The 12,514-nt window shown below is 71.4% G+C and carries 9 protein-coding genes; 5 read left to right on the top strand and 4 right to left on the bottom strand.

Features of this window, described 5'->3' with window-relative positions; genetic code table 11:
- Positions 1-1,260 (top strand): acetate/propionate family kinase, encoded by a 1,260-nt coding sequence (locus M0638_RS02735; protein WP_248665422.1) that lies wholly within the window; start codon positions 1-3, stop codon positions 1,258-1,260.
- 79 nt (positions 1,261-1,339) lie between these two features.
- Here M0638_RS02735 and M0638_RS02740 read toward each other — a convergent pair whose 3' ends face one another.
- Positions 1,340-2,314: a Bug family tripartite tricarboxylate transporter substrate binding protein gene (locus M0638_RS02740; protein ID WP_248665423.1), complete on the bottom strand. Its 975-nt coding sequence runs from the start codon at positions 2,312-2,314 to the stop codon at positions 1,340-1,342.
- Between the two features lie 82 nt (positions 2,315-2,396).
- On the bottom strand, positions 2,397-4,715 hold the full coding sequence (locus tag M0638_RS02745) for a cytochrome P450/oxidoreductase (protein WP_248665424.1): 2,319 nt from the start codon (positions 4,713-4,715) through the stop codon (positions 2,397-2,399).
- 40 nt (positions 4,716-4,755) lie between these two features.
- On the opposite strand from M0638_RS02745, the gene M0638_RS02750 reads away from it, so the two are divergent.
- Positions 4,756-5,538 (top strand): IclR family transcriptional regulator, encoded by a 783-nt coding sequence (locus tag M0638_RS02750; RefSeq protein ID WP_248665425.1) that lies wholly within the window; start codon positions 4,756-4,758, stop codon positions 5,536-5,538.
- Between the two features lie 213 nt (positions 5,539-5,751).
- On the opposite strand, the gene M0638_RS29050 is transcribed toward M0638_RS02750, so the two are convergent.
- Positions 5,752-6,723 (bottom strand): helix-turn-helix domain-containing protein, encoded by a 972-nt coding sequence (locus tag M0638_RS29050; RefSeq protein ID WP_248665426.1) that lies wholly within the window; start codon positions 6,721-6,723, stop codon positions 5,752-5,754.
- A gap of 325 nt (positions 6,724-7,048) precedes the next feature.
- On the opposite strand from M0638_RS29050, the gene M0638_RS02760 reads away from it, so the two are divergent.
- The 3 genes from M0638_RS02760 (at position 7,049) to M0638_RS02770 (ending at position 10,643) form a co-directional block, all read left to right on the top strand.
- Positions 7,049-8,137, top strand: a complete 1,089-nt coding sequence (locus M0638_RS02760) for an aromatic ring-hydroxylating dioxygenase subunit alpha (RefSeq protein WP_248665427.1) — start codon at positions 7,049-7,051, stop codon at positions 8,135-8,137.
- Between the two features lie 88 nt (positions 8,138-8,225).
- The gene (locus M0638_RS02765; RefSeq protein ID WP_248665428.1) at positions 8,226-9,200 is read left to right on the top strand and encodes a PDR/VanB family oxidoreductase; all 975 of its coding nucleotides are present in this window, start codon (positions 8,226-8,228) and stop codon (positions 9,198-9,200) included.
- Positions 9,201-9,269: 69 nt separating this feature from the next.
- The gene (locus M0638_RS02770) at positions 9,270-10,643 is read left to right on the top strand and encodes an MFS transporter (RefSeq protein WP_248665429.1); all 1,374 of its coding nucleotides are present in this window, start codon (positions 9,270-9,272) and stop codon (positions 10,641-10,643) included.
- Positions 10,644-11,042: 399 nt separating this feature from the next.
- On the opposite strand, the gene M0638_RS02775 is transcribed toward M0638_RS02770, so the two are convergent.
- On the bottom strand, positions 11,043-12,506 hold the full coding sequence (locus M0638_RS02775; RefSeq protein WP_248665430.1) for an efflux transporter outer membrane subunit: 1,464 nt from the start codon (positions 12,504-12,506) through the stop codon (positions 11,043-11,045).
- Positions 12,507-12,514 lie beyond the last annotated feature (8 nt).

Here is a 12,514-nt window from a genome sequence, read left to right on the forward strand (position 1 = left end):
ATGTCGAAGGCGATCCTGGTCCTCAACGCCGGCTCCTCCTCGATCAAGTTCGAGCTGTTCCGGCTGGTGCACGGCGAGCCGGAGCCGGAGCTCTCGGGCCAGATGGAGGGGATCGGCGCCGCGCCGCATCTCCTCGCGCGCGATTCCCACCGCAAGGTGCTGGCCGACCGGCGCTGGCCGGGGCCGGACGTGTCCGAGCACGTCAAGGCGCTAGCGCTCATCATGGACGGGATCGGCCCGGCGATCGCCGAGCACGAGATCGTCGCCATCGGCCACCGCGTCGTGCATGGCGGGCCGGACCTCGCCGAGCCCGTGGTGGTGGACGCGGCGGTGACGGAGAAGCTGCGCGCGCTCGCCGCGCTGGCGCCGCTGCACCAGCCGCACAACCTGGCCGGCATCGACGCGGCGACGCGCCGCTTCCCCGGCGTGCCGCAGGTGGCCTGCTTCGACACCGCCTTCCACCGCCACCATCCTTGGGAGGCCGACACCTTCGCCCTGCCGCCGGAATTCTACGCGCGCGGCATCCGCCGCTACGGCTTCCACGGCCTGTCCTACGAGTACATCGCGCACAGCCTGGCCGAGACGGACCCCGATCTCGCCGCCGGGCGCGTGGTGGTGGCGCATCTCGGCAACGGCTCCTCGCTCTGCGCGATGCGCGGCGGGCGCAGCCTCGACAGCACCATGGGCTTCACCGCGCTGGACGGCGTGCCGATGGGCACGCGCTGCGGCCAGATCGACCCCGGCGTGCTGCTGCACCTGATGCAGGAGGAGGGCATGTCGGCGGGCGCGGTGTCGGCGCTGCTCTACGGCAATTCCGGCCTGCGCGGCATGTCGGGCGTGAGCCAGGACGTGCGGGCGCTGAGCGCCTCCGACCGGCCCGAGGCGGCGGCGGCGCTGCGCTACTACGCCTATCGCGTGCGCCGGGAGATCGGCGCGCTGGCCGCCGCGATGGGCGGGCTCGACGCGCTGGTCTTCACCGCCGGCATCGGCGAGAACGCGCGCGATCTGCGCGGCGAGATCTGCGCGGGGCTGGAATTCCTCGGCATCCGGATCGATGCGGCGCGCAACGAGGCCAATGCGCCGGTGATCTCGGCCGACGGTACGCCAGGGGACGCGTCGGTGCGCGTCCTGGTCCGGCCGACCGACGAGGAAGGCATGATCGCACGCCACGTCATCGCGACCCTGGGCCTGCAGGCCGACGCCTCACCCGGCGACCCGGGAAATGCGAAAAGCCAGAAGGCCGGAACGGCTCTGGGCTGAGGGGAGCTCCAGCCCGGATGGACGCGGTCGGCTCGATGCGCCATCCGATCAACGCGACGTGGACTTGCCGGATGCCCGCTCAGTCCAGGCTGATGTTCAGTCCCTTGACCACGGGGTCCCACACGGCCTGCTCGTCGGCGATGAGGCGGGCGTATTCGGCCGGGCCGCCGGTCAGCGGCTCCAGGCCGATCTCCAGCATGCGGTTGCGCACGGTGGGGTCCTGCAGCGCGGCCGCCACCTCCCGGGAGAGCCGGACGATGACGGCGTCCGGCGTGCGGGCCGGGGCCACCACGCCCTGCCAGGCATAGGCCTCGAAGCGTGGCAGGCCGAGCGCCTCCGTCACCGTCGGCACGTCGGGCAGGCTGGAAAGCCGGGCGGGCGCGCAGACCGCCAGCGGCCGGACGCGGCCGGAGCGGAGCGTCTCGCCGCCCGCCGCGGCGTCCACGACGGCGCACTCCAGCGTGTCGGCCATCAGGTCGTTCAGCACCGGCGCCATGCCGCGGTACGGCACGTGGTTCAGGGTCACGCCCGTCTCGCGCGCCACGCGCTCCATCGCCAGGTGGTGGGGCGATCCCACGCCGGGCGAGCCGTAGGAGATGGTGCCGGGCCGGGCCCTGGCGCGTTCCACGAGATCGCGCGCGTCGCGGACGTCGGAATCCTTGCGGGCCGTCAGCACGAGGTGGAAGCGCGCCATGAGGCCGATCGGCGCGAAGTCCTTCGCGGGATCGTAGGGCAGGCGGCGGTAGAGGTTCGGGTTGAAGACCAGCGTCTCGTTCCCCGCCGTGAACAGGGTGTAGCCGTCGGGCGCCGCCTTGGCCGCGGCCTCCGCGCCGATGGCCGTCGCGGCGCCGGGGCGGTTCTCGATGACGATCGGCTGGCCCAGCCGCGCCGACATGCTGCCGCCGACGAGGCGCGCCAGGATGTCCGTGCCGCCGCCGGCCGCGTAGCCGACGATCCAGCGGATCGGCCGCTCGGGATAGGCTGCGAGGGCCTCGCGCAGCGGCAGGGTCGCCGCCGCCAACCCCGCGCCGAGGGCGGTGCGTCGTGTGATCATGAAGGTGTTCCCCATCGTCGGCCCGCGCGGGCCACCCCGTGATGCCGTGATCCTGCCCTGCCGGGCGGCGGAAGCGTTGCGCTCAGAGCGCGAGCACGATCTTCCGCCCGCAGGCGCGGGAGCAGCAGGCCATCATGCGGTCCTGGCCCGCGCGCTCGGCGGCGCCGAGGACCTTGTCGCGATGATCCACCTCGCCCGCCAGCACCTGCACCTCGCAGGAGCCGCAGAGGCCTTCCCCGCAGTCGCTCGGCACGTCGATGCCCGCGGCGTGCAGGGTCTGGAGGAGGGTGCGGTCGGCCGGCACCTGGAGGGTGAGGCCGGAATCCCGCAGCTCCACCTCGAAGGGCAGCTCCACCGAGGGTTCGAGATGCGTGCCGGCGGCGGCGAAGTGCTCCACGTGCAGGCGGCCGGGATCGGCCGCCATGGTCCTCTCCAGCGCCGCCAGCATCCGGTCGGGGCCGCAGGCGTAGACCTGCGCATCCCCCGGCGCGGCGACCACCAGCGCCTGGATGTCGAGCCGCCTTCCCTCGTCGGCGGGGTAGAGGTGCAGGCGCGCCCCGTGATCGCGCTCCAGCCTCTCCAGCAACGCCATCGCGGGGCGGGCGCGGCCGGCATAGTGGATGGCGTAGTCCTTGCCGAGGCGCTTCAGCCGGTCCGCCATGGCGATCACCGGCGTGATCCCGATGCCGCCCGCGACCAGCAGGTAGCGCGCCGCGCCCTCGTCCAGCCGGAAGTGGTTCTTCGGGCCGCGCACGCGGAGGATGTCGCCCTCCCGCACGGCGTCGTGGATGTGGGCCGAGCCTCCGCGCCCCATCGCCTCGCGCCGGACGGCGATCCGCAGACGCCGCCGGTCCTCCGGGTCGCCGCAGAGGGAGTACTTGCGCTCGTAACCGCCCACGACGACGTCGATATGCGCGCCGGGCGTCCAGCGCGGCAGGTCGCGCCCGCGCGGGTCCTCCAGCACGAGGCCGAGCACGCCCTCCGCCTCCGGCCGCAGCGCCGCCACGCGGAGGTGCCGCGCGACCGCCTCCCTGGCCGGGGCGCCGACCGCGAAGTCGGCGCGGCGGTCCAGGAGCGCGGGGTCGCGGCGCTCGGGGTTGAGGGACGGGTCCCAGCGGACCCGCAGGTGGTGCGGCCCGCGGAAGGAGGTGTTGGGCAGGTAGTCCAGCACCTGGTCCGGCACCAGCTCCATGTGCGGCAGGCGGCGCGTCAGCTCCTCCAGGAAGATCCGCATCTCCATGCGGGCGAGGTTCTTGCCCATGCACTGGTGGCTGCCATAGCCGAAGCTGAGGTGCTCCGTCGTGTTGTCGCGGTAGATGTCCAGCTCGTCCGGGTTCTCGAAGTGCCGGCCGTCATGGTTGGCGGAGGTCATGACGATCAGCAGCTTGCTCCCCTTCGGGATGGCGACGCCGCCGACCTGCACGTCCTCCAGCGCCAGGCGGCGCCAGGCGACGATCGAGCCGGAAAGGCGCAGGCACTCCTCGGCGGCGTTGGGGATGAGGGACGGGTCGGCGCAGATCGCGTCCCAGGCCTCACGGTCACGCAGCAGGATCAGCAGCGCGTTCGCCGTCGCGTTCGCCGTCGTCTCGTGCGCGGCGACGATGCCGGCCATCATCATGGAGTGGAGATAGGAGTCCGTGATGACCTCCGGCATCTCCTTCTGCCGGCGGATCGCGTACTCCATCCAGCCGTGGCCGGCGGGGTTCGCGCGCATCTTCTCCAGCACGCGCCCGGCATACTGCCAGAACTTGCCCACGGCCTCGGCGACCTTGAGCTGCTCCTCCGGGCTCGGGCGACCCCAGGTATTGACGGTGTGGGCGATCGAGTAGGCCCGCAGCGTGTCCATGTCCTCCTCGGGCACGCCGAGGAAGTGGAGCGCGACGGTGAGCGGGATCTCCCACAGCATCTCGTCGACGAGGTCGACCTCGCCGCGCCCGACGAAGCGGTCCACGTATTCCCGCGTCAGGCGCCGCACCATCGGCTCGTGATGCGCCAGCTCCGCCGGCAGGAAGGAGTGCAGCAAGGCGCGGCGGCGCTCCATGTGCGCCGGTTCGTCCTCGTTCACGAGGGTGCGGTTCATCCCGTAGTCGTAGCGGCGCAGGATGGCGTTCGCCGCCTCCGACGTCGGCGTGACCTTCTCCAGCGCGATGGCGGGGGAAAAGGCGGCGGCGTTGCGGAAGACGGCCTTCACGTCCTCGTAGCGGGTGACGACCCAGTAGCCGAGCCGCGGGCTGAAGAAGACCGGCTCCCGCTCGCGCGACCAGCGCAGGGCCTCCGCGGGGTCGAGCTGGTAGGGACCGGAGAAGGCGTCGAAGCCCGCGGCGTCCGCGGAGACGGGGCAGCCGTTCGGCGCCACGCCATGGAAGGGACAGCCGGAAGCGGCCGGCGCCGACCTGTCCATTCCATCCATCACGATCTTCCCCCGTTTACTAATATCGCACATGCTTTATCTTATTCCGCACATTAAGGTTCCGGCACGGGGCTCGTCAACATTGATGGAAAAGACCGGCACGCCACGCGGGGCGGGAAGGGCGGATGGCAGCACCGGCAACACGCTCCAGACCCTGGACCGGGGGCTCCAGGCGCTGGACCTGATCTCCCGTCAACCCGATGGTGTGACCGTCGCGGTCCTGGCCACGCAGCTGGCGGTGCACCGGGCCATCGCCTACCGGTTGGCGACGACGCTCGAACAGCACGGACTCATCGCCCGCGATGCGTCCGGGCTGCTGCGCCTCGGGGCCGGCCTGCTCACCCTCGCGGCGCGCTTCGAGCCGCAGCTGCGCGCGCTGTCCCTGCCGCTTCTGCAAACGCTGGCCCGCGGGGCCGGGGCGGCCGCCTTCGTCTCGGTGGCCCGGGGCGACGAATGCGTGGCCATCGCGGTGGCGGAGCCGGAGGACGGGCTGCTGCGCGTGGCCTACCGGGTCGGCAGCCGCCATCCCTTGTCGCGCGGGGCGGCCGGGATCGCGATCCTGGCAGGGCGGAAGGCGCGGGCCGAGGATCCGCCCGCCGTCCGCGAGGCGCGCCTGCGCGGCGTGAGCGTGACGCAGGGCGAGCTGCAACGGGGCGCCATCGGGGTGGCGAGCCCGGTCTCCGGCGCGCCGGGCATCGAGGCGAGCCTCGGGATCGTGGCGCTGGAGGACCTGGACGTGGAAGCGGCGACGGGGCGGGTCGTCGAGGCCGCGCGCCGGCTCGAGAGAGCGCTGGCCGGGGAAGCGGGCGGGTAGGCGGAACTCGCCGCGCGGCTTGCGCCGGCGGGTTGAACGCCCGCGCCGCCTCCCTCGGCCCGCGTCAGGCCGAACGGCCCGCGCAGCACCTCCGCCCCGGGCGCCGCCGTCACCGCGACGTCGCGCGGCAGCGCCAGGGCGCGGCCAGCCACCCGCCCGAGGCCCGGCGTCGCCGCAAACCGACAGCCTCCGGTTCTGCCGAGTGGCAGCCGATTACGTCGCCATCTGCCCGAGCGCGCCGGGATGTTCGCCGGAAGGCGGCTCCGGATCGCGGAGGTTCCGGCTGTGGGGCCTCTCCGCGCCGCTGGCCCTGCGGTAGGCGGCCGGGCTCATCCCCGCGCGGCTTGTGAAGAAGCGCGAGAAGTACGCCGGATCGTTGAACCCAAGATCGAAGGCGATTTTCGACACCGGCAGGGTCGTATAGATCAGGCTGCGCCTGGCTTCGAGCATGAGGCGGTCGTGCAGGATGGCTTGCGGCGCCCTGCTGACGGTCTCCGTGCAGGCGGCGTGCAGGCGATCGGCGCTGACGCCGAGTTCGGCGGCGAAGCGCGAGACGGGCCAGTTCTCGCGCAGGTGCGCCTCGACCAGCCGGCGGAATTGCCGGTGGAGGTCCGCCCGCGCCACCGCGGACGGCTCGGTGACGGACCGGATCGAGCGGGTGCGCAGCACGCCGACCAGGAGGAGCTTGACGAGCGCCGCGACGGCGCTGATGGAGCCCGGAAGGGAACCGAAGACCTCGCGCGCGAGGTTCTCGAAGACGCCCACCAGATCCATGTCGATTTCATGGGGCGACCCCATGCGCCCGCTGAACACCGCGTCGGCCGCTTCGCGCAGCCGGGCCGGCGCGTGGTCGTGCTCGATGACGGCCGCCAGGAAATCGTCAGTCAGCGACACGACGACGCCGTCCGTCCCGGGCTGGAAGGAGAAGGCGTGCACCACGCCGGCGGGGACCCACAACAGCCAAGGCGCCGCGAATTCGTCTCGCTGGGCATCGATCCGCGAGACGCCGCCGCCCACGGTGACCGCGAGCCCCTGCGACAGGTGGGGGTGGCGGTGGACGCCGATCTCCCAATCATGCAGGGACGCACTCGATCCGATCCGCTCGGCATGCACGAAGCTCGGGACCGTGGTCTCGGCGAGCTCGCCGTAGAGACCGAAGACGGGGATCGCTCGCTTGCCGCCCACGCGCATCGCCGACAGGCCGCCCTTACCGACGGATGAAATGGTAGTGCCACGGGCCAGATCCGTCCAAGTAATTCCGCTCAAAGTCCATGGGTGCATGGTCACGCCAGGAACGGCCCCGATGCTAAGACGGCATACGGCATCAGTGGGCAGGCGGAGGCGAAGACAGGCCGCGAGGAGAATCTCCGGCCCCCCTGGAGCGGGTCAGTACAAGTCGCAAGCCGGTGGGCCGGAGCGTCATGCGCCGCCTCTCCCCGACATCCCTCCGCTGCCGTCCAGGGCGGCGAAAGGGGGCTCGATACTGCGGCGGTTTCATAAGGAGGAAGAAATGTCCGGAACGAGGTCTTTCCCGCTGAACGCGTGGTACGCCGCGGCGTGGGACTACGAGATCAAGCGCGATCTTACGGCGCGCACGATCTGCGACAAGGACGTCGTGCTGTACCGGCGGAACGACGGCCAGGTGGTGGTGCTGGAGGATGCGTGCTGGCATCGGCTGCTGCCGCTCTCGCTCGGTCACCTCAAGGGTGACGAGGTGGTCTGCGGCTACCACGGCCTGGTCTTCAACCCGGCCGGCCGCTGTACCTTCATGCCCGCGCAGGAGACGATCAACCCCTCCGCCTGCGTCCGGGCCTTCCCGGTCGTCGAGAAGTATCGTCTGATCTGGGTCTGGATGGGCGACCCGGCCCTGGCAGACCCGGACAGGGTGCCGGACTTCCACTGGAACAGCGACCTGCCCTGGGTCGGCGAGGGCGGCACGTTCTACAAGCTCCAGTGCAATTACCGGCTCGTCATCGACAACCTGATGGACCTGACGCACGAGACCTACGTCCACGTGGGGAGCATCGGCGACGAGGCGATCACCCGCAATCCGTTCGAGGTCACCCACACCGACCGCAAGGTGACCGTGGCGCGCTGGATGGAGGACATCGAGCCGCCGCCCTTCTGGGCGCGCATGCTCGGCAGGCCCGGCCACGTGGACCGGTGGCAGATCATTCATTTCGAGGCGCCATGCGTCGTCGCCGGCGATGTCGGTGTGGCGCTGACCGGCACCGGCGCCCGCCAGGGTGACCGCTCCCAGGGGGTGAACGGCTTCTTCCTCGCCGCCATCACCCCGGAGACCGCGACGAGCTGCCACTACTTCTGGAACTTCGTCCGCAGCTTCCGCACCGACGACCCGGCCCTGACCAAGTCGCTGAACCTGGCGCACGTGAACAACGGGCAGGGCGTCTACGACCAGGATCACGACGTGCTGGAGGCGCAGCAGCGGGCGATCAGCAAGAACCCGCGCCAGCCCTTCTACAACCTGAACATCGACGCCGGCTCGCTGTGGGCCCACCGCCTGATCGACCGCCTCATCGCGGCCGAGCAGAGGGGGCAGACCCCGGCCGGGACTAGCCCAGGGCTGGCGGCCGAATAGGCGCGGCGCGAACGGCGCGGGGCGGCGGGCGATGGGAGCGCCGCGCCGTCCCGCCCTCGTCGAGGCCTGGACTCCCTGGAAGAAAGCAATGCGCGAGATCATCGAGTGGCGGCCGGCCCGGCTGCGGGCGATCCGGGACGTGACGCCTGACATCCGCCTGTTCGAGATAGAGCCGTCCGGAGACTTCGTGGCGCCGACCCCCGGCAGCAACATCAGCGTCGGCGTGCAGATCGACGGACGGCCGGACGTGCGATCCTACTCCATCGTCGGCCCCTGCGACGACGGCGTCTACCGCATCGCGGTAAAGCTGCTGCCCGACAGCCGCGGCGGCTCCGCCTACATGCACCGCCTCCAGCCCGGCGCCCGGCTCACCATCTCCGAGCCCGGCAACCACTTCGAGCTCGCCCGCGGCCGCCCGGAGTACCTGTTGCTGGCCGGCGGCATCGGGATCACGCCGATCTACACCATGGCCCTGGCGCTGGCCGAGAGGCGCGCGAATTTCCGGCTGCTCTACGCGTGCCGGCAGCGGCAGGACCTCGCCTTCGCGGACGAGCTGCGGGAGCGGATCGGCGACCGGCTGCAGGCCTGCGTCGACGAGGAGGGCGGCAGCATGGACCTGCCGGCGGAGATCGCGCGGCTGGCGCCCGGCGGGGAATGCTATGTCTGCGGGCCGATCGGCATGCTGGAGGCTGCCAAGCGCGCCTGGCAGGAGAGCGGCCGGCCCGTGGACGGTCTGCGCTTCGAGACCTTCGGCGCCAGCGGGCGCTACGCCTCGAAGGCCTTCGTCGTGAGGATCCCGCGGCTTGGCAAGGAGATCGTGGTTGCCCGCAACCAGACCATGCTGGACGCCCTGAAGGCTGCCGGGGTGGACATGATCTGGGACTGCCGGCGCGGCGAGTGCGGACTGTGCGCGGTGAAGATCCTGGAGGTCGAGGGCACGGTGGACCACCGCGACGTCTTCTTCAGCGACGCGCAGAAAGCCACCGACGCCCATCTCTGCACCTGCGTGTCCCGGGTGGTGGGCGGCGGCATCACCGTCGACACCGCGGATCGCGCCGCCTGACACAACGACGACCCGGCATTGCCGGCCGCTCCGGCAGCGGAAAGCCTGAGAGCGAAGAGGGAGGAAGGAATGGCGAGCACACGAGACGGCGCGGATCCCAGGGTGGCGATCAGGGAGGGCGACATGACCCCCTTCCAGGTGACCGTCGTCGCGATCTGTGTCCTGATCTGCGCCCTGGACGGTTTCGACGTGCTGGTGGTGGCCTTCACGGCGGCGGCGATCGCCCGCGACTTCCACCTGAGCCCCACCGACCTCGGCATCCTGTTCAGTGCCGGGCTCGCCGGCATGGGCTTCGGCGCTCTGCTGATCGCGCCCCTCGGCGACAAGCTCGGCCGACGGACGACCGTGCTGCTGTGCCTGGCGATCCTGTGCGTCGGGATGTTGGGTGCCGCAGCGGCCAGGGACCTGACCGAACTTGCCCTGCTGCGGCTCTTCACCGGCCTCGGCATCGGGGGGGTGCTGGCCAACGTGAACATCGTGGTGACGGAGTACGCGTCCAACCGTTGGCGTAACCTGGCGATCTCGCTGATGTCGCTGGGCTACCCCGTTGGCGCGACGCTCGGGGGCGCCTTCTCGGTCTACCTGATCGCGGCCTATGGCTGGCGCTCGGTCTACGTCTTCGGTGGGTTGGTGGCCTTGCTGCTCGTCCCGGCGGTCATCGCCTTCATGCCGGAGTCGCTCGACTACCTCATCGCCCGGCAGCCGGCGAACGCGCTGCCGAAAGTCAACCGCGTGCTGGGCCGGATGGGCCGGCCGGCGCTCGCCAGGCTGCCGGTCCCGCTGCGGTCCGAGGAAGGGCCGAACACCAGCCTGCTCACCATCTTCCGCCCGCCCTACGCCACCCGGACCGCGGCGGTATGCGTCGCCTACTTCTGCGTGATGATGACCTGCTACTTCTTCCTGAGCTGGACGCCGAAGGTCCTGACCGAGCAGGGGCTCAGCATCAGCGGCGGCATCTCGGGGTCGATGCTGATGAACATCGGCGGCGTGGTCGGCTGCCTGCTGTTCGGCTTCTTCGCGCGGGAGATCGGCACCCGGCGGCTCGCGGCGGCCTTCATGGTGGGGCTGTTCCTGGCCGGAGCGGTGTTCGGCTTCGCCCCGGCCACCACCGCGGCGCTGCTGACCGCCACCCTGCTGATCGGCTTCTGCCTTTACGCCTCCATCAACGCCATGTACGCGGTGGTGCCGCCGGTCTTCCCCGCGACGGTGCGGACCACCGGCACCGGGCTGGCGATGAGCGTCGGCCGCCTGGGCGCCGTCACCGGGCCTGCCCTGGCCGGGGTGCTGATGTCGGCCGGGTGGGAACGGCCGGGCTACTGCCTCGCTCTCGCCGCCCCGATGCTGCTCGCGGCCTTGAGCCTCCTCTGGGTCCGCAGCTTCGACCTCACCGCCCAGACGGCCGTGGTCGCAGCGGGTTCGAAGGTGTCCGCGGTTGGTGGGTGAGGCGGGCTGAACCGCCCGGCCGCCGGCGACCTCATGCGGCTCGCCATGGGTGGCCTGCGGGGGCTGGCCGCATCGCCTAGAGCATTTTCAAGCTGAGCGTCCTCGCTCAGCGGCTTGGAAAATGCGAAAAATCAAAGGCTAGAGCCGTTCCGGCCTGATACAGTCAGGCTGGATCGGCTCTGGAGCGGATCGCCGACGGGCGGACACGCCCGGCGGCATGAATCCGCGCCGGGAACAACGAGCTGCGGCGAACCGCAGTCCCAACCGGACTGCGGTTCGCAGTAGCCTCCCCCGGCTGCTGCCGGTGCCTGACCCGACCCGCCTCCGTCGCGGCTGCGCTACCGCCTCACCCTGTGGGACCTCGGCGAGATCAAGCCTGCCCACCGTCGCCGCCGCCCTTCAGCGGATGGCGGCGATGCGGGCCATGTTCGTGCCCTCCTGCCAGCCGCCGCCCAGCACCTTGTACAAGGTCACGAGGCTCGCCAGCCGCTCCTGCCGCAGCGCGATGAGGGCCTGCTGCGCCGTGTAGAGGCTGCGCTGCGAATCGAGCACGGTGAGGTAGTTGTCCACGCCGGAGCGGAAGCGCAGTTGCGAGAGGCGGTAGCTGTCGGCATAGGCGTCGGTCAGGCGCTGCTGCGCCTCGAGCTGGTTTCCGTAGGTGCCGCGCGCGGCCAGTGCATCGGCCACCTCCTGGAAGGCTGTCTGGATCGCCTTTTCGTAGTTGGCAACCTCGACGCGCTTCCGAATCTGATAGTAGTCCAGGTTGGCCCGGTTGATGCCGGCGGTGAAGATCGGGATGTCGATGCTGGGCGAGAAGGCCCATTGCCCCGAGCCCGGCATGAACAGCCGCGACAGCGACGCACCCGCCGTGCCGTAGGAGCCGACGAGCGTGATCTTCGGGAAGAAGGCGGCCCGCGCCGCGCCGATATCGGCGTTGGCGGCAAGCAGCGCGTGCTCGGCCGAGGCCACGTCCGGCCGCCGCAGCAGCACGGCGGAGGAGAGGCCGGCCGGGACATCGGCCAGCACCAGCGTGGAGGCGAGCCGCGTGTCGCCGGGCAGGTCGGCCGGCACCGGCTGGCCGAGCAGCAGCGCCAGCGCGTTCTCCGCCTGGGCAAGCTGGCGGGTGTAGAGGGCGAGGTTGGCGCGCGCCGTCTCCACCGAGGTCTGCGCCTGCCGCAGGGTCAGCGCGGTCGCGGTGCCGCCCGCGGCGGTGGCCTCGGTCAGCCGGTAGGAGGCTTCCTGGCTCGCCAGGGTCTGCTTCGTCAGGTCCAGCAATTCGCGGTCGGCGAGCAGGACGAGATAGGCGGTGGCGATCTGCGCGACCAGGCTGATCTGCGTCGCCCGCCGGGTTTCCGCCTGGGCGAATGCCGTCTCCTGCGCGGCGCGCGACAGGCTGCGGATGCGACCGAACAGGTCGATCTCCCAGGAGGTGAAGCCGGCGCCCACGCCGAAGCTGCGGCCGGTGACGGGGCTTCGCCGCACCGCGCCGACGCCGGCGAGATCGGCCGGCGTCTGCGCGTAGTCCGCGCTGCCGCTGGCGCCCACGCTGGGCAGCAGCGCGCCGCGCTGCACACGGACCTGCGCCTCCGCCGCTTCCACGTTCAGCGCGGCGACGCGCAGGTCGCGGTTGTTGCGCAGCGCGATGTCGATCAGGCGCTGCAGGCCGGGATCGCGGAAGAACTCCCGCCAGCCCAGCGTGTCGGCCGTACTCTCGCCGGCCGCCGGGGGGGCGTAGGCGGCGCCCTGCGGCCATTGCGCGGGCACCGGGCTCGCCGGCCGCTGGTAGGTGGGATCGAGCGAGCAGCCGGCCAGCAGCAGGGCGCCGAGCGCCCCGACGGTCCCGGGGTTGATGCGACGGTTCATCACGACAG

It is taken from the genome of Roseomonas acroporae, from assembly GCF_023223525.1.
GTDB classification, from domain to species: Bacteria; Pseudomonadota; Alphaproteobacteria; order Acetobacterales; family Acetobacteraceae; genus Roseomonas_E; species Roseomonas_E acroporae.